Source organism: Paenibacillus sp. FSL H3-0457 (assembly GCF_037981725.1).
Lineage (GTDB): Bacteria > Bacillota > Bacilli > Paenibacillales > Paenibacillaceae > Paenibacillus > Paenibacillus amylolyticus.
Genome location: NZ_CP150283.1, coordinates 2677635 through 2695487, shown reverse-complemented (window position 1 = coordinate 2695487; position 17853 = coordinate 2677635). Strand labels below are relative to the sequence as shown.

At 37.7% G+C, this 17853-nt stretch carries 24 protein-coding genes; all 24 read right to left on the bottom strand.

Annotated elements, in window-relative coordinates; genetic code table 11:
* Nucleotides 1-27: 27 nt before the first annotated feature.
* Entirely contained in the window at nt 28-510 is a 483-nt protein-coding gene (locus tag MHH25_RS12190) for a DinB family protein (RefSeq protein WP_076249745.1), read from the bottom strand.
* A 31-nt stretch (nt 511-541) separates the two neighbouring features.
* Nucleotides 542-1195, bottom strand: a complete 654-nt coding sequence (locus tag MHH25_RS12185; RefSeq protein WP_340020064.1) for a DUF4367 domain-containing protein — start codon at nt 1193-1195, stop codon at nt 542-544.
* 39 nt (nt 1196-1234) lie between these two features.
* The gene (locus tag MHH25_RS12180) at nt 1235-1789 is read right to left on the bottom strand and encodes a helicase (RefSeq protein ID WP_340020063.1); all 555 of its coding nucleotides are present in this window, start codon (nt 1787-1789) and stop codon (nt 1235-1237) included.
* A 126-nt stretch (nt 1790-1915) separates the two neighbouring features.
* The gene (locus MHH25_RS12175; RefSeq protein ID WP_340020490.1) at nt 1916-2347 is read right to left on the bottom strand and encodes a VOC family protein; all 432 of its coding nucleotides are present in this window, start codon (nt 2345-2347) and stop codon (nt 1916-1918) included.
* Complete coding sequence (locus MHH25_RS12170) at nt 2341-2868, bottom strand: YfiT family bacillithiol transferase (protein WP_340020062.1); 528 nt, start codon at nt 2866-2868, stop codon at nt 2341-2343. Before MHH25_RS12170 ends, MHH25_RS12175 begins: the two co-directional genes overlap by 7 nt.
* 181 nt (nt 2869-3049) lie before the next feature.
* Nucleotides 3050-3451: an NUDIX hydrolase gene (locus tag MHH25_RS12165; protein ID WP_340020489.1), complete on the bottom strand. Its 402-nt coding sequence runs from the start codon at nt 3449-3451 to the stop codon at nt 3050-3052.
* A 188-nt stretch (nt 3452-3639) separates the two neighbouring features.
* Nucleotides 3640-4197, bottom strand: a complete 558-nt coding sequence (locus MHH25_RS12160; RefSeq protein WP_340020061.1) for an HAD-IIIA family hydrolase — start codon at nt 4195-4197, stop codon at nt 3640-3642.
* 366 nt (nt 4198-4563) lie between these two features.
* Nucleotides 4564-4776, bottom strand: coding sequence for a helix-turn-helix transcriptional regulator (locus tag MHH25_RS12155; protein WP_340020060.1), 213 nt, complete (start codon nt 4774-4776; stop codon nt 4564-4566).
* 102 nt (nt 4777-4878) lie between these two features.
* A complete protein-coding gene (locus MHH25_RS12150; RefSeq protein WP_076249971.1) occupies nt 4879-5280 on the bottom strand; it encodes a GNAT family N-acetyltransferase in 402 nt (133 codons plus the stop codon).
* A gap of 186 nt (nt 5281-5466) precedes the next feature.
* On the bottom strand, nt 5467-5688 hold the full coding sequence (locus MHH25_RS12145; RefSeq protein ID WP_179086413.1) for a helix-turn-helix transcriptional regulator: 222 nt from the start codon (nt 5686-5688) through the stop codon (nt 5467-5469).
* A gap of 479 nt (nt 5689-6167) precedes the next feature.
* The gene (locus MHH25_RS12140; RefSeq protein WP_036670467.1) at nt 6168-6821 is read right to left on the bottom strand and encodes a lysozyme inhibitor LprI family protein; all 654 of its coding nucleotides are present in this window, start codon (nt 6819-6821) and stop codon (nt 6168-6170) included.
* A 208-nt stretch (nt 6822-7029) separates the two neighbouring features.
* Nucleotides 7030-7830: an inositol monophosphatase gene (locus tag MHH25_RS12135; protein ID WP_340020059.1), complete on the bottom strand. Its 801-nt coding sequence runs from the start codon at nt 7828-7830 to the stop codon at nt 7030-7032.
* Between the two features lie 136 nt (nt 7831-7966).
* Nucleotides 7967-8599: a hypothetical protein gene (locus MHH25_RS12130; protein ID WP_017689038.1), complete on the bottom strand. Its 633-nt coding sequence runs from the start codon at nt 8597-8599 to the stop codon at nt 7967-7969.
* Nucleotides 8600-8784: 185 nt separating this feature from the next.
* Entirely contained in the window at nt 8785-9243 is a 459-nt protein-coding gene (locus MHH25_RS12125; RefSeq protein ID WP_127545963.1) for a VOC family protein, read from the bottom strand.
* A gap of 88 nt (nt 9244-9331) precedes the next feature.
* Nucleotides 9332-10102, bottom strand: a complete 771-nt coding sequence (locus MHH25_RS12120) for a nucleotidyltransferase domain-containing protein (protein WP_340020058.1) — start codon at nt 10100-10102, stop codon at nt 9332-9334.
* 201 nt (nt 10103-10303) lie between these two features.
* The gene (locus MHH25_RS12115) at nt 10304-11083 is read right to left on the bottom strand and encodes a Cof-type HAD-IIB family hydrolase (RefSeq protein WP_340020056.1); all 780 of its coding nucleotides are present in this window, start codon (nt 11081-11083) and stop codon (nt 10304-10306) included.
* 221 nt (nt 11084-11304) lie between these two features.
* Nucleotides 11305-11916: a Type 1 glutamine amidotransferase-like domain-containing protein gene (locus MHH25_RS12110; RefSeq protein ID WP_340020055.1), complete on the bottom strand. Its 612-nt coding sequence runs from the start codon at nt 11914-11916 to the stop codon at nt 11305-11307.
* Between the two features lie 271 nt (nt 11917-12187).
* The gene (locus MHH25_RS12105) at nt 12188-12664 is read right to left on the bottom strand and encodes a GNAT family N-acetyltransferase (protein WP_076249759.1); all 477 of its coding nucleotides are present in this window, start codon (nt 12662-12664) and stop codon (nt 12188-12190) included.
* Nucleotides 12665-13034: 370 nt separating this feature from the next.
* Complete coding sequence (locus MHH25_RS12100) at nt 13035-13274, bottom strand: hypothetical protein (protein WP_192132250.1); 240 nt, start codon at nt 13272-13274, stop codon at nt 13035-13037.
* A 194-nt stretch (nt 13275-13468) separates the two neighbouring features.
* Nucleotides 13469-13846, bottom strand: a complete 378-nt coding sequence (locus MHH25_RS12095) for a hypothetical protein (RefSeq protein WP_340020054.1) — start codon at nt 13844-13846, stop codon at nt 13469-13471.
* A gap of 631 nt (nt 13847-14477) precedes the next feature.
* Nucleotides 14478-14918, bottom strand: a complete 441-nt coding sequence (locus MHH25_RS12090; protein ID WP_340020053.1) for a hypothetical protein — start codon at nt 14916-14918, stop codon at nt 14478-14480.
* Nucleotides 14919-15277: 359 nt separating this feature from the next.
* A complete protein-coding gene (locus MHH25_RS12085; protein ID WP_340020052.1) occupies nt 15278-15781 on the bottom strand; it encodes a hypothetical protein in 504 nt (167 codons plus the stop codon).
* Nucleotides 15782-15983: 202 nt separating this feature from the next.
* On the bottom strand, nt 15984-16430 hold the full coding sequence (locus tag MHH25_RS12080; RefSeq protein ID WP_340020051.1) for a DinB family protein: 447 nt from the start codon (nt 16428-16430) through the stop codon (nt 15984-15986).
* Between the two features lie 303 nt (nt 16431-16733).
* Nucleotides 16734-17831 (bottom strand): Gfo/Idh/MocA family oxidoreductase, encoded by a 1098-nt coding sequence (locus tag MHH25_RS12075; RefSeq protein ID WP_047842549.1) that lies wholly within the window; start codon nt 17829-17831, stop codon nt 16734-16736.
* Nucleotides 17832-17853: the final 22 nt, after the last annotated feature.

Here is a 17853-nt window from a genome sequence, read left to right as displayed (position 1 = left end):
AATTTCATAAATGTAATACAGCGTGTACTACGTGTGTTTCATTGATTTTTTGAGCAGCATGATCTGGCCAATATGATAGGCGTTATGAATACATAGATTTGATACAATTCCCCACCATGGCGCGTTGAAATAGGTAGGGATTTCACGGGTCAATTTATGTTCTTCACTATCTTCGAGTGCCCTGTTCCAATCACTAAACACGGTTTTCAGTCTATGTAATGTCTTGCGCCACTCCACATCATTCAGGTTAGACGTATCTATCTCGAATGTATCCTCATTATTCACTGAATTCTGCCCGTTGACCTGTTCGGCAATATATCTCTCAAGCCACTTCTCATTCCAGAAAATAAGATGATTGACGATCGCCCAAATGGAATGCTCTCCCTCATTCTTTACATAAGAGGCTTCCGCCGCATTGAGGTCTGTCAAAATATCATGAAGTGGAATAAACCAGCTCTTGTCATGATAACAGGCGTTTAATTGGTCTATGAGAATAGCTTTGTAACTCATCGTTGCACCTCACTCAGATTAACATCATCATTTATCCGTTCATTGACTTCGCAATCTTCATCACAAGATCTTCTGACATGTTTCTACGATTGATCTCGTATTGCAACGCCTTCCCATGCACATCCTCTTCGATCCATATCAATTGGGAAGTTTCGTTATTGAAAATATAAAATGCTTGGACGCCACGTATGGCTACCTGTTTAACCTTAGTACCATCATGATCAGACAATGCGATCCGGCTCTTTGTTGTCCCGAAAATATTAAGTTTATAACCACCGTATTCTTTATACGTTATGCTGATGCCCACAACCTTCTTATTGGGCTTCAGGTCTCGTATCACTACATTTCTACCTGACCTGTTACTTTCTTCAATCATTTCATCGATTTCTTGCGGAGTAAAATTATCAAATCCATAAAATACATGAATGGCATCTATATCAGAATCAATCGGAAATTTCGGCTGCCATGGAGAATAATGTTTCTGCAATTGTTCCAAACCGTCTCCCCATGAAATGGGTGCATAATTGGTCTGTTGCGTGAATTGGTTCTCTATAACATCTGCGGTGTATATCGCTTTCCCGTCACCAGGCTTTAAGTCAATGACGATTCGGTCAATCGCATTATCGCGTAAGGATTCAATTTGAATTTTTCCAAGCACATCTCCGCTTTTGTTTTTGATATCCATTGATCTTCACTCCTTTCCTTTCAAAACATCTTCCCGATCCTAATACAATAGAAGCTGAGCCCTGCAAAAGATAAAGCGATCATGAGGACTCCAAATATGCAAATGGTCGGCAAGATATCCTCGTAACCATAACTTGTCGTTTATTCGTCTGAGATAAAAACCTTTTGGAAATTCATTATCCTCCGTAAGGGCTGCAGATGCTATGGTAATGGAGCCGGACGGAGCTTTGTTACCCTCTGAAATATTGGTAGAACATATCTCAGGCTGATCTAAATATTGCATTCTTAGATAAGGACCTAACTCAACTGGACAACATTCCAACCCAAGATCATTTGCTCTTCGAAAGAGCTGAAAAGTCGTAGCACCATCCGAAAATCCAAGTTGTCTGACGGTCAACTCAACCGTTTGCAAGCTTTGCTTTGTACCGGAAACTACAAATCTATCATCATATAACAACTGTTCTCCATATTTATTCAATAAAATAGAGTGTTGGTCCAGTTTCTGTATAAGCTGTGGTTTTGTTAAACCGCCAACGTCTACTATTCTAATTTCAACTGCGCAATCAGGGTATACTTTTTCGTCTTCAATCAACATTTGTATCCCCCTAATCAAGATTACTTCTATATTGACTTTATATTTAAAACGCAGTCACTCACTTATTTCTGAATCCGTTTACATACTAATCCTAGGTAATGGATAGCAGCAGATCAAGGCTCCTCATTAGAAATTCAATTCACAGTCACGGTGTTCCCACATATCAAATAAGTTACCGTCCAGATCTTCTAACACAAAAAACTTCCCATACTGTCCCTCATCACTAACAGCCCCTACTTTCACATTCTCTGATGTTAAGTAGTCATGTAAAGAACCAATGTCATCAGTGAAAAATGTAATGACCCATCTCTTTTTCTGATGCACTTCAAATGTCGCTCGGGTTTCATTGTCGCTTTGAATCAAGTCCAAAATTGGGCGATTGCCCCTAAATAAACTCAAATATCCTTCCCGTTGGTGGCGAATGTTAAATCCAAAATGTTTTACAAACCAGGCGGCTGACATTTCTAAATCTTTCACTGGAATTACATTATATGCAATGCCCAGAATCCTTCCATTTCCTATTATGTTACCTCCACACCTGAGATAAGACCCTACCACCTCTGCGATGTTATACAAGATTTAATTTGAGCAATATGATGCTGCCCGTGCCATACAAATCTTTGAATCGCGATATCCAATGTAATTGTACCTAACACTTCTGTTCGGAGTGTTCGTCTAAACTGATCGGGATGTAAACCAAGCAGCAGAGTGAGAAATCGCTTGTGCAGTATCTCCATCAGCAAAATTGAATTTTCGATGGGCGTATTCCTGTAATCATGTAATGATGCCCATAAATTTTCTCGATATGAGCTTGCCATCGGTTCATCTTCAGTCAAGGCTCTCTTAAATCTGATATAAGCGTTCATGTTATTGTCCGCAAGGTGGTGCACAATCTGTGTGATCGTCCAACCGCCATCACGATAAGGAGTACAAAGTTGATCATCATTGAGATGTTGTGTAATCTCTCTTAAGGTCTTCGTAATTCCGGGAATTTGACGAATGATGTGGATTCGGTCCTCATTAGAGAATTTAAAACTTGGCTCAAAGTGTCCTATCGGAAAGCGTATTTTTTCATTCAAGGTTGACCACCTCTCCATTTCTCTACTATAGAACCAAATCATATCCAATATAACCCACAATGTTCCATTTGCGAAGTGTAAAAGCAAAAAAAGAAGCAACCTTTGTTCTCGGGCTGCTCCTTATATTAAACTACTCTCATATCTGTATTTGGATTAGAAAACTAGGATCTGATGGATGTCCTTATTCTGAAAATTCAATCAAAAAAGGATGACTTTTCTCATCTAATGCATTATGAATTCTGTCATAGAAATTTCCCCATGTTATCATTTGTCGAGCTTCTTCTAAATTAAAGTAGCCCACCTCTTCACTTTCATCACTGGTAGTTAAAACTCCACCAATCGGTTTTCCAGTAAATATATTGTTGCATACGCCGCGAGTTATGTTCTGATACAAACCACAAAATTTAATTAATTCAATGTCAATCCCTGTTTCCTCTTTCACTTCTCGAACTGCTGCCTGCCTAATAGTCTCTCCTTCTTCAACACAACCTTGAGGCATTTCCCAGCCTCTTCGACCTTTCATAAGTAAAATCTCATTATGTTCATTGTGAACGATTACACTAGCAGAAACGATAAATTTCATTCTAATTCCTCCTATAAAATCAATTTTTTTAAAATAATCATACAAATAAAATCCAATATTTACTATTCTTAAATGTCTTATTTCTACATCTAACATAGTTTTTATAGGCTCTTTTCCAAGTTTTTCTGTTAGTATCTATCTGATATTACGTTCCCATATTCACAACACAAGCAGACCTTAGATAGTTCCTATCTTAGGTCCGCTTCAATCGTTCCTTCCAGACTAATAATATAATTAACTGCTTCTTCGAAATCACTTGCAATAAAATCCGCTTCTGTGTTTGACCATTTATGTCTGTATTTATTTAAAGCTTCATTCCCTGCTCCAGTCAAAACTAATATCTTTTTGCATCCAGCATGATGACCTGCTAAAATATCAGACCATCGATCCCCAATTACAATACATTTACTTAAATCTAAATTGTTTTTCTTAGCAGCGTCAAGTAACATTCCGGGGTTCGGTTTGCGGCATTCACATCTCTCCGTATGTTGATGCGGACATATAAAAACATAATCAAAGCCAAATTCTATCATTTCTCTTACAAATGCTTCTTTTGTAGCTTCACCTTTTGAAATACCGGGCTGGTTCGTAAATCCGTACAGTTTAATTCCAAGTACTTTTAATTTTTCCAGAGATTTTTTAGTGTATGGAAACAATTCAAATTCCCCCGGGTAAAGGACTTCATCTGAACCACCGATCGTTCCATCACGATCGATAAAAACTGCGTCTACAGTGAATACTCTCATAATTAACCTCCAATTATCGGATTTTGATCATTTATAAATACACCTTCACTAAGCTTTCGATAACGTTTCTGTAATCACCACTCGAGACCAATATTAAGATTATCTCTTGGAAAACATCTAAGAATTGATTCTAAATCTAGCTAAAGTCTGTCTTCAAACCACTGTTATTCCTCCCTGATTTTAACATTAGCGATAATCTCACAAAAAGTTCCCGTACTCACGACGTTCATTTTTAAATATGTATGCTGAAGCGCTTCCATAAAATACACTTCCAGTAGACTATGGCTCCGTTAGGAGCCACAGCATAAATATAATGTTATACGGCGGAATCGATTCTCTGATTTGACTAACATATTATTTATTTCTTCAACTGAGTTTCGAATCTGCTATATGCTCCAATAGATTTCCAGGCTGACATCCCAATGCCGTACATAATTTATCGATTACTTCTAACGATACATACTCATTCGTATTAAGTTTTGCCATCGTTGCCGATGAGATCCCCGTGATTTTTAATAAATCCTGCTTCTTAATCTCCCTGTCAATCAATAAATTTTGAAATGGTTTATAACTTATCATCTGGTATCCCTTCATATCCGAATTGAAGCTTTATATAGGACCTTCTCAAAAACAAATTCATCTATAATCAATTCTCATCTGATCGGAATCTTTACTTCAATGCTATACCATATCTGAAATAAACATGGCTTTAGTTCCTTCTTCTGGCTTAAATCCAAATAATCCATAGAATTTTTCTGCACTATCATAAGATATAAGCACTTTTGTCTTGATATTAGAATATCGACTAAGCATTTGTTCCATCATTCTCTTTCCAATTCCTAATGATTGATATTCTTTGTGTACTAACATGTAATGAAAATATACTGTCATCACGCCGTCAGACAATGCATTTATTAAACCAACTAATTTGTTATCATCCCATGCAGTAATAACCGTATGCGAGTTGTTTATTGCTTGTCTAAGATCTTCTGGGAAATCTCCTGATTTCCAGTCCACCGAATGAAACAGTTCTTGAATTGCCTGTGTATCAATGTCTTTTATTTCTTTGAAAATGATTGTCATAATATTGCTCCTATGCTTGTTGTTTTGATTGAGAGTATTGGATACCGTTTCTGTAATCATGAACCCCAAAGGGGGGTGTCCGTTGAAAATTTTCTCGAAATCCATCCGCAGCCCCAGGCTCCGAAGGAGCAATGCTTGAATATTATATTATAGGACTGAATCGCTTCTCGAATTGACCTTCACGATTTATTTTTCTCCTGGTACGTATTCAATTAAATCAGATAATTTACAATTAAATGTATCGCATAGCTTGAATAAGGTTTCCAGCTTTGTTGTTTCTATATTCGTTTCCCTATAGAGCTTATTGATCGAATTCCGACTTAAGCCCGATTTTGCCATCAATTCTGTTATATCATCTATTCGATGTTCTGCCATGAGTTCTCGTATATTACATTTGATTATGTTCATCTTTTTCCCTCCATAATTCTATCTTCTGGAGTGTCATAGGGAGTACACTCAGCTTTCTGTGGAGACAGATGAATATTTTAAAACACTTCGTGATGCTTTGCCCGATAAACTTCAACATACAGTTTTTCTTTACGAAGACGCACAAATCTCACTCCAATCCATCCTAGAAAGAAGTATCTACATACAAGGTTGCAAAGATGCCCTACAACTATTTAGTGTATTGCAGAATTCTAGTATTTAGAGGGCTATATGACCCTCTTTTCTATTGTTTTTGATTCTGTCGTATAACGTCCTGCACGTTCACGAAAATACCCAGCCTTAGATAGCTCTTATCTTAAGCTGAGTCGTATTTTCTAAGTGTTCTTCCATGATTATACATCTTACAACCAAAGGGTGGTATCCCTACAGCTTGAATACATTATTATGCGCCGTTACTCTCTTCGAAGCATCACCTAGAACCTATAATAAACATTCCAACTTTATTTTTTACTTTGGTATAAAAACTCAACTTCACCATCTAACAAATATCGATATTCAAATAATTGCATTGTTCTTTCCCTAATTCTCTCCCGTATAACCGTGCCTAGGCTTACCGATCCTTTTGATCCAAGGTAACCATTATTAATAAATGCCTTCTCTACAAATTTTGTTTCCTTTAAGTGATACTGTAACCATTCTTTCTGCGATTCGATTAGTGCTTCTCTTGGTTCTCTATCCAACTTAGAACGAAGCTTTTTATATATTTGATTCAACTCTTTATCCCAAATCTCTGTATATTTACTTTCCAACGCCCCCCATCCCATTGTTGTAATAATCTCTTTTGAATTTTGAGCCTCATTAAATTCCACTTCATAATCATGATCTATAGGATTTCGAAGCATTTCATCATAAAATTCTCCTTTCAATTCATAGTTCCCAATGCTCATGGATAACACTTCATTGTTAGAAGCATCTGATCGACCTTCAGTTATTTCTTTCGGTTCTGTTCCATTACCTGTACTCTCTTCATCAGGAGGCAGTTCAGAATTCATTTTTGATTTAGTTTCGCTGTTCAAGGTAGTCGATTGACTACTATTTTGGCAAGATGAAAACACTATTGTAATAAAAACTAATAAGAGTATCTTACCTTTCATAAATTATCTCCTTTAATGGCGCATAACGTTACTGTATCCACGACCCTCCCACCAACTTAAGCGACCAATTGGAGCGGGCGCGATGCGGTTAGTCGTACGGATGTGTCCGCTGAATTCTCTTCCCTGCCGATTGCTTCTCGCCGATCGAGGAACTGTCAGGCTCCCAAACGTGGATATAATGTTAGTCGAAGTCAGTTGCTTCTAGGTGTTAGCTCAATCCTTCTCTTACAATTTGCAATAGTTCTTCTTTGTGGTCTGGGTGACATGCAATTAAATAAGGTTCTTCTTTCATTCCATTAAACTTATTTCCTTCAAAATCTATAACAAGCCCCCCTGCTTCCTTAACCATTAAGATACCTGAATACAAGTCATCACCTTCAGAATTGTACAGAACAATTCCATCAATATCTCCTTTAGCCAACATACACCATTGAAGCGTTGGAGCCCACAATCTTAACATTCGTTCAAATCTAATATCAATGTATTGTCTTAGTTTTACTGCTTGTGGGTCGTTTTGTACTCTGTGACCTTGAATCCAACCTATATTTCCTTTGAAAATATTCGGGTTACTCTTAATTTGTATTTGTCGATTATTGCAGCTTGTCCCTTCACCAATAACAGATACAAATAAACGTTCTGTTAGAGGTTCATAGACCACTCCAAGCACAGGCTCTCTTTTGTACATTAAGGTAATTGATATCGTAAAAACAGGTAAACCAATCGCAAAATTATTAGTTCCGTCTAAAGGATCAATTAACCATAACCAATCGTGCTTAGTTCCGATAAGCCCTGCCTCTTCACTGTGTATCTGATGATTTGGAAATACGCCTTGTATTTGTTTGATGATGATTTCTTCACAGATATGATCTACTTCAGTAACCACATCCCCAAATTCATGTTTAGATCTCAGTTCAACAAAGTTATCAAACTTCTCTTTAGAGATTAGACCTGCTTCGCGAATAATTCTTATTGCTATCTCTTTTGCGGTTTGAATAATCTTACGATCCATTACGCACCTCATATTGATTTTGATTTTAACTGATTTCATCTAACATTTTGTGTTCACGACGACTGGCTGGATACATTCTTCTGCTTATAGTTTCTACCCGACCAAGTAGCAGTAGCGACTATGCTTGAACATCTGGTTAGGCAATGTCGTTGCCCTCCATGATTACCCTTACATACTCATCCCAATTCTTATCATCTGTATTGATTTCTATTGTTGGAACTCTTGAGATTTGAGCTTGATGTCTTAATACATTTTGGATTCTTAATAATTCACTTACCGACGATCTTACTTCTTCTTCTGTTTTATAGATCCATTCTTCTGGTTGTCTACTTTTAATTCTTTCTTCTACAACTTCGGGCGAGATTGTAAGCAAAATACACCTGGCACCTAAAGACTCAAGCTGTTCTTCTATTTTATTTATCTCATCCAAATCCGAATCTACAAATGCAGCTCTATGATTTAAGTGAAACCTCTCCAGAACATAAAATAGTCCCCTAGATCCTCTAGATGCAGGACCAAGTTGAATTGCCCATTCGTTAAGTTTCTTTAGCATGTCAACCCGCTCTTTAAGTAACTCAATGTGTCCTTCCCGGGTTAGACTTACATATTCTCCATGTTTATTATTCAAAATTTGAGTATAATGTTCTCCAAGGATAACTACGCTCCGTTCTGAGGATTCTTCTTGTGATTGATATCGTTTAATTGCTTTTAATACTGAAGTCTTCCCGGCATTTGAGTACCCCTCAAGAATTACTCCTCTAATATGCATTTATATCTCCTTCCACTAGCAATTATTTCGCCTAACGTTACTGTATTCATACGTTCAACGTAGTTTAATATTTTTTATGAAGCGCTTTCATTCGGTAGACCAAGGCTCCGAAGGAGCCGCAGCCTGAATATTATGTTATCTGATGCTGATACTTCTTTTAAATCCCCAAATACATTCTTTAGTTTTTATCTCTTCAAAAGGTCTTCCCATTCTTCGATTGATAATTTATTGGATATATTCTTTAAGTTTTCAGGGACACTTACAAAACACATTAATTCTAAACTATTTCCATCTGGATCATTGAAGTAGACTGAAGCATTTCCCTGATTAGGCCTTACAAATGGATTTATTGAATCTCTTTTTCCAAATGGGACAGGCTCTATTTCAATTGATTGAAGCCATTTCACACTGTCTCGAAGATCTTCATAACTAACTCGAAATGCTATATGCCTTAATGATGGATGATAAGAAGTTTTATGCTCTTTGCCTTGCCATAGACCGACCCAACTCTTTTCTTTTTCAATCCAGAAGAACGCTGTATCTTCATCTCTCCAGGCCAGCTCTAATCCTAATTTAGAATAAAATTCGATAGATTGATGTAAGTTACTTACTGGTAAATGTGCTTCATACAACCCAAGTATCATATTTTCTCCTTTCAATCTTGCCAGTGATGTCCCGACGGACTTAGGGGCTGGATCGCTTCTCAGAGTGACTACGAGCGTCAATATGTTGTTAGCCAACTGAATTTCTGGAAGCAGCCATTTTATTTAAGGCGTTCTCAAAATAGCTATATACTTCATCTGCGGTTTCCAGAAACTCTTCAACAAGTACATTGCTACTATCCAAGTAACAAGCATATAGATACTCAACTAAAGCGGAGTTAATCTCACAATAGTTTAATATGGCATTTTTCATCTTAATGATTTCATCTTCCCATACCCCTGTATCTTCTAAAACCAAAGAGTATAATGCACGAATTAATCTCTTAGAGTAACCTTTAATATATCTAGTTTTCATTGAGTGATCACTAACATTAGAAAGTGAAAAATGTACACGATCTACTTCCTCCTTAGTATCTGTATTTAAGTCTAAAATGAATTCTGGAGAAATGTTGATCGGGGGTACTTTTTCACCAATGTCCTCCCCATGTATGCAAACACAAATAATCTTAATCCAAAAACCCCAATCATTCGGTCTACTTAATACATCATCAATCGAGCAAATGATCGTATCCATCTTAGTGACGAATGGATATTCTTCCAAAAGCCTGTCTTTAATCATTGACAATCTTTCGTAATCAATATCTTTGGGATTTGCACATACAATAGTAAAGTCTGCATCTGACTTAAAAGGTTTAGCCGTTCCTTTGGGAATCGAGCCACACATATAAATGCTATGAATCTTATCTTTGAATTCGTTAAGTATATGATCTATATACTTATCAACCAGATCCTTATATTCACTTTGTATTTCAATTCTATTTATAACTTTTTCTAATATCATATAGACTCCTCCTAAAATAAGAACTTCTTTCGGCTAACGTTGTTGTATTCCTGACGTTCAAGCACCTTACCGTAGGGAACGGGTCAATAGACTTAGCTGATTGAATGTGTCACCTTAATCAACTTCTCCGATATCCTTCTTGGCGACCGAGGAGCAAGTGCGACGGTGTATGAATGTACTGTTAGATAAAGTAACCTTGAGTTACCCACAAAATCTTTCTAGACTTACAGCAACACCGTTTTCATCATTATTAACGGTTATTTCATCAGCGATTTCCTTCAATTCCCTAATCGCATTTCCCATAGCAATAGAATATCCCGCCATCTTAAAGAGGCCTACATCATTATGATCATCACCAAATACAATAACGGAATCCAATTCTACATTATATAATTCACAGAGTTTAGTAATTGCCATTTCCTTAGATGCCAGAAGAGGCATGATTTGTACTAATTTCTTATTATCCGTAATTAGTATATTCACTCTACCCTCGAATTTTTCAAACAATCCAGAATTGTGATTATTGCCAGTCAGAAGTATCTTCGTGGCATCATATTGCTTTATTTCTTTTAAGGGTTTTACTATGGGGTTTGATTGTGTGTTCATTGAGCTCATATAATCAAGCTCTCTTAAACTAAACCACTCATCCTTCACTTCCATAGTCAGTTCAATTTGAGGGTCACACTTCAAACAGTAATCAAGAATTTCTGTAGTTACATTAGCAGGGATTGATTCATTAATTTCTATCTTAGTTTCCTTACATATCACTTGAGCTCCGTTGTAATATACAAAAGCCCCGATATCTACTAATCCTTGTGGAAGCAACCAATTAACCGCCCGCGGCGGTCGAGCTGTTGCAAATATTATTCTCATTCCTTTCTGATAACAATATAAGACCGCATCTACGTTTCTTTTAGATACTTCTTTTTTTGAATTTAATAATGTTCCGTCCAAGTCAAGAACTACAGTTGAATACTTCAATGAATCAACTCCCAATATAAACTTCTTCGTTATTTTATTTACCGTTGTTGTATTCACAAACCCAAGAGACTTAAAGGAGCGTGCTGAAGACTTATCCTCACAGGAGTTGTCTGCTGGATACTACTTCCTCGAAACCCTACTGGCAGACTATAGGGCGTAGCCCCAGCGTGAATACGGTGTTAGCAAGATTTCAGGGGCTTCTTCGATTCAATGTGCTTGGTTCATAAGATTGAGATATATTCTTCATCTTTAAGTCTTGTAACCTTACAGTTCTCAATGAATTCAAATTCTGCTATTCTCTCTTCAATTGTTTTATTAGTACTATCTTTAAATATGTCCTCTCTATCATAGTGAGGAAAAATAAACTTGTCGGTTACTCCTAATGCCTTAAAATCCGTTAAATTCATTGTGTTCATTTGTGGAGTAAAGAAATCGACAATGTTAATATTCGGCCCCAGTAATAACGTTCCTGCACTTACTCCAACTATAATTACATTCTGTGCGGCCAGTGTTTTGATAATTTCATCAGCACCACTTTTCTTAGCGTAATACAATAGTGTAAATGGATTCCCACCATTAATATATATAACATCTCTATGTAAGAGTATTTGCGGGTCATCAAATTCAATATCTACAAAATTGATATGCTGAAATCCCATGTCCTTAAACTCTTGCATTGCTCTTTGTGCATATCTATTAGTTTCTTTTCTAGGGGATGCTGTTGTAATAATTGAGACTTTTAATTGAGAAATATCTCCATCAATAAAATCCAGAAATTGATTTTTAATATCTTCAGTATAAAAACCACAAGAGGTTAGTAACAAGCTACTCATTGAAATCACCGTCCTTAACTAATGATTTATCTAATCTTTATAATTTAATTAAGCTTTCTCTTGATTTCCTATAACGTTCTTGTATTCACGAACACTCACTGGCTTAACGCGACAGCACGGGTCCGACGGACTTAGTCAGTGCAGGATTGTCGCATGACACATCTCCCTCGATATCCCTCCTAGCGACCTAGGGCGAATACCAGATGCGTTAATATGATATTAGATGATTCACCTTATTTTTTCGAATTACTACATAGAAATCCTGCTTGCTTTATATGATCAGTTTTGCGAAAATATCGCCGTCTTCATCTAACTCCCCTGTTTCTACAAAACCAAGAGAAGAATAAAGTTTCCTTGCTACCTTATTCTCGGGCGAATAAAGAATCACGACTTCTGAGGCCTTTCCATGCGGCAAAGTTCGAAGTAACTCAATTGACTTTTCTATTGCTTTTTTGCCATATCCTTTGCGCTGATATCGTTTATCTATCATAAATCTATATATGTCATAATAATTTTCAGAATCTTCACTCTCAGAAATAACATATGACATTGCGATAAATCCAACCATCTTATCATTACAATAAATCGCATATGGCATTGGAATAAAACTGCTTTTATTTGTTATAACAACATACAATTCCGCAAGAGTATATATAATAGATGCTACAAATCTGCCTTGCTCTTCCTCAACTCTTAAGTCCAGACATTCTGAAAAATTATCAAATGTTATTTTCCTAAGTTCTATCATTTATGTTTCCCCCTTAAAAATGAAATGCACTCAAAAGTATTAGTCTTTATTGATTGGGGATTTCATCTAACGTTCCTGTATTCATGAACCCCAACGGTTGTCTGCTGAATTGCCTCTCTGAATTCCTTCCCGCAGACCAAGACTCCATCGGAGCCACAGCTTGAATATTATGTTATCTGATGGATTGACTTTCTTCGAGCAGAAATAACACGTTGAATTATAACTTATTTATTGATAATCATAATATTTCTTATTAACATTTTGTAAACAAGTCCACTTAATCCTATTTTCCATCTGATTTGAATTTGATAGGTTTCAGCGATTTACAATTAACAATAAACCTTTATTTTCTTTTGTGATTATTATTTCTCTATTTTTTACGGATATCTCTCACTTCATTAATTAACACATCTAATCTTTCAATAATTCTTTTATCATTTTCAAGTTTCTTTTTTAATCTCCCATCTATAATTGCTACTCCCATAACAATAATTATAAGCAGGATCAAAATTAGCACCTTGATCACTTCCCCTCTAGCAACAGAACGTTGCAATTGAATTAACTCTATAATTAGATAATATATACTTTTTCTTTTTACAGTTTTAATCATTTTTCAATCTTACAGATAACGTTCTTGTATTCACAAACCCTCACTGGCTTAAGGGCTACAGCCGGGTCTGACGGACTTAGCCAGTGCAGGGTTGTCCGGTTGCTCCCAATTCCCCTGCCTGACCCAGGGCCGAATGGCCCGAGGCGTGAATATATTGTTATTTGCAGTACCCTCTTCTGTGACCAAGCTATGGGCTATCTGTTGTTTAGCTTTTCCAATAATTCTAACTCCTCTTGCTCTGAAAGTTGTTCTTCCGCTCTTGTTCTCGTCTCATCTATCTTTCGTACTTTTAATCCTCTTTTTATGAGCCATTCTTCACCAGGTTTCATGGTAGTTGCTGGATGTGGATATACATCCTCACTTATAATTTCCTCATCAATTATGTAAATGTATCCACATAACTTACCATTATGAAATCTTGCGCCATTCTCATCAAAAGAAACAATAGATGGTTTCTGCGAAAAGATTCTCGCTAACTCTCGATCTTGAGTTATTGTGCTTCCGACTAGTAATTCATTTAGAAATAATGGCGAGCCATGGAACCAAGGCTTACTGTAGTCCCAATCTTTCATAATTATCACCTTCAATTAAGTTTTATTATGTTTCTTCTTTTATTGTTCTTTAGTTTCTTCTTAATTTTAGGGTATTGCGTATAACGTTGCGCATTTCTGATGTCCAAACGTCTTAAGGACCGGAGGTCCGGGTGGCTTTGCCACTTAGCCGGTTGGATGTGTCGCCTGATTCCACTTCTCCGAAATCCCTCTTGAAGACCGAGGAGCGTCAGCGACGAAGCAAAAATGCATTGTTATACGCTGCCCCTTCTTCTTCGATTCCACATCCTTATATGTCTTGTGTGTTTTATATATTTAATATGTCTTTACGTGTTTTATCTTTTGGTTCTATCTTTTGCTCCTATCAAATCCGTTTCGCATAGGAAAGATCCCCTCATTTACTCTCGTACGCCTTCAGCAGTATCAACTTTGGTTTGTGTAGTAACTTCATCCAAAGAACGCTAGCCTTATAAGAGGCTCGTGTTCCTCGGACCGGAGATTTGCCGATGGCTTCATTCAGATTCCTGCTCACGTTGGACACCCCTGCCTTAAGCTATGGCTTACTTCTACCCTCACCATTCGGGACTTAATCCTTAATATAGAATACATGCTGAACGCACAATCAAAATTTAAGAGGATTGTTGTCCTCCCTTTAATTCGCAATAGACAAATATGTATTAATGACATGCACAATACCAAAAAGTACTGTTGGTATAATAGCCAGATAATTTTGAAGCCAAATCTCAGCTAATATAAAATATACTACCGGGAGAACGGCCATCCCCAAAAAAATAATCGAGTTTGCATTGCCTGTAAAATACAATATCCATAGCCCATAATAAAAAATCAACATTATTGCCATACCAATTATATACGGACATCGCATTTCCGATGCTTGTTTTTTTACAACAAATATCAGAAGAAAGAAAAATATCGCCTGACTTCCGTGCTCCAAAACATCTAAAATCAAATGGCTATTTGCATTGTTTCCTGATATATCTGACGCAGGAATTAAAAAATAAAATATATTTGGTATCATTGGCAAGAAAAAGATTATCAGACCCTTCCATGAAAAACCAAAATGATAATTCATTTGATCCTCTCTTTCGCATAATAGAAATATTCTTTAGTTTGCACTTTATTATGAATCCGCTTCTCTGGTATTCCTCTTGATGACCAAGGAGCATAACTATCAATGTGAAAATTTATTGTTATATGGTACACCTTCTAATATTCCGTTCATCCTGGTTTTCAACTGCTACGTTGTAAATGTATTCTTTCACCTATATTTATTATATTAATTGGTTGCATGGTTTAACCTTCTTAAGGGGTTGCGTATAACGTTTCTGTATTCACGACTCGACGCATGTCGAGTGTCCGGCGAATGCCGGACCTAGGGCGTATGCCCGCAGCGTGAATATTATGTTATGTGTTGTCAGCTTCTTCTTCGAACTACTTAGAAGGATTTCTTGATTTCCTTGCCATGCTTTTGAACTCTTCATACTTCTCTTTAGCAGCTTTGATTTTGTTTTCTATTACATAGGGAGCATCATCCGAAAAATTCGGTAGTTTCTCATTTATATAAACGTATAATGATCTTTTTTCAGCAGTTGTTGGAATTATTGGAGCAACAGGTATAGGTAGTGGCTTGTCTTCCTTTTCATCTTCTATTCCTTCAAGCAAATCGGCCATTCCAAAAGAATGAAAATTATGAAAAGCTCTTTTTCTATCCTCTTCTGTCTGTACATAATTCCCCTGAGAATCCAAACGGAATCTATCAAATCCCACCATCAGCAGCTCATGTGGCTTCCTATCTTTATTTCTGTAATATAAGATTACTTCAAGTACGTCCTCACCTGCTAACTGAGGAACAGATTTATATTTATGATCTTTAGGACGAGCGATCTTCACGACTTTGCCTTCACGCGATACAAATAAATATCTACTCTGAATCATCTATCTCACTCTTTCTTTCTCTTATTTAAGCTGATTGCACATAACGTTCAAAGGTTCACGACGGGCTTCATCCTTAGATAGCTCTTATCTTAGGATGAAGTCTGTGTTGGTGATTTACTTCTATTGTATTCACATCTTCCAACCAAGGACGAATGTCCGCAGCGTGAATATGATGTTATAGGATGTCCATGTCTTCTCTGAATCACGCTAATAGGTTTTCGATTTGTTTCTTATGATGTTCATCATGGTGTACGAATATTTTTAGATATCTTTCATAGGTATAAGGTCGTTTATCATTGCCTATAAAAAAGTGAATTTCTGAATGATCTACCTCACGGAATTGGTTGACTAAATGGGTTCGAGTTTCAATAAAGGTTTTAATCATACTTTCTCTGTCTGTAAATTCTTTAGCCTTCTCTATTGCTTTTAAGTTATGGGTATCATGATCGACGAATCCTGGGAGTTTCACTTGGTCTTTTATGTGTGGGAGCATTGTATTTAAAGTATATATATCCCAATTCCATAGATGGGTCACGACTTCCTTCACCGTCCACTTTCCAGGAGCAATCGACTTTTGCCAAGTCACATCATCAATTGATTTTACAAATTTATTGAAATATTCAAACTGCTCTAATAGTTTCTTGTTCATCTTCTTTAGTCCCTCCTGAATTAACTTCGCATGGATTTCCTATAACATCATCTCTACGAACTTCGTAAATACCTCTCTTTTCAAACAATATCCGAACTACATATAATATAACCCAGATTAATCCATATGCGAAGTCACGAACATACTCAAAAAAGCAGCCCCAGTGCGAGCTGCTCCATTCGTTAGAAAAGACTAACCTGTTGGATGCAGTTTAACATTTGGGCTGCTCTTTCTTCACTCAACAAAAGAAGATTTACGGATAACCTTTAGTGATCAACCTTTGCTCTCCTTCACCTAAAACATTTACTTCGCTCCGCTACTCCACACCACACGCTCGCTCATCGCTTTATGTTGTGCAATCAGACAGAGTTCTGCCGCTTTGAATGCATGTTCTTGTGTCATGGCTGTCTCGGTCCGGTCCAGGCAATCGCGGATGAGCTGACCGAAGAACGGGTAGCCGACCTTGCCCTTTACATTGTAACGGTACTCCCCTTCATGATTCACCAGGTACACCTGATCCCCCTGAGGTTCCCTTGCGATGTCGATATACTTCCGCAGCTCAATATAACCGTCCGTTCCCAGAATAACTGTACGCCCATCGCCCCATGTGCCCAGACCATCGGGTGTGAACCAATCCACTCGGAAGTAACCGGACGCTCCGTTGTCCCCGATCAGAGAAGCTTCGCCGAAGTCTTCCAGTTCCGGGAACTGTGGGTGATTGAAGTTATGCACACGACTGAACCCTACCTCAGCGTCCGTACATGATGCAAACGTCAGGAATTGTTCGATCTGGTGACTCCCGATATCACAGAGAATGCCGCCATACTGCTCATGCTTGAAGAACCAGTCAGGTCTTCCTCCGGCATTTAAGCGATGCGGGCCTGTGCCCATAACTTGCACTACTTTGCCGATTGCCCCTTGTTCGATAAGCTGCCCCGCATAGATCGCACTTTCTACATGCAGTCGTTCACTGTAATACACCATGTACTTCTTGCCTGTTCGCTTCACTTCTTCTCGTGCAAGCTTTAATTGCTCCAGCGTGGTAAACGGGGCTTTGTCTGTAAAATAATCCTTGCCTGCGGCCAGAACTCTCATACCAAGCGGCGCACGATCTGAAGGGATCGCTGCACTTGCCACCAATAACACCTCATCATCTGCAAGCACCTCTGCTTCAGATCCAGCGACTTGAGCCTGTGGGAACTGCTTCCGAAATGCCTCTACCTTCGCCGGGTCCGGATCATACACCCACTTGAGAGTAGCTCCAGCCTCCAACAATGCCCCAACCATGCCGTAGATGTGTCCATGATCCAGCGCAACAGCAGCAATCGTGAACTCACCCGGACCACATACGACCTCTTTTGTAACACTTTTTGGTGCATAGAACATCCCGTCTTTAGCCATGTCATCCCATCCTTTTTATAAA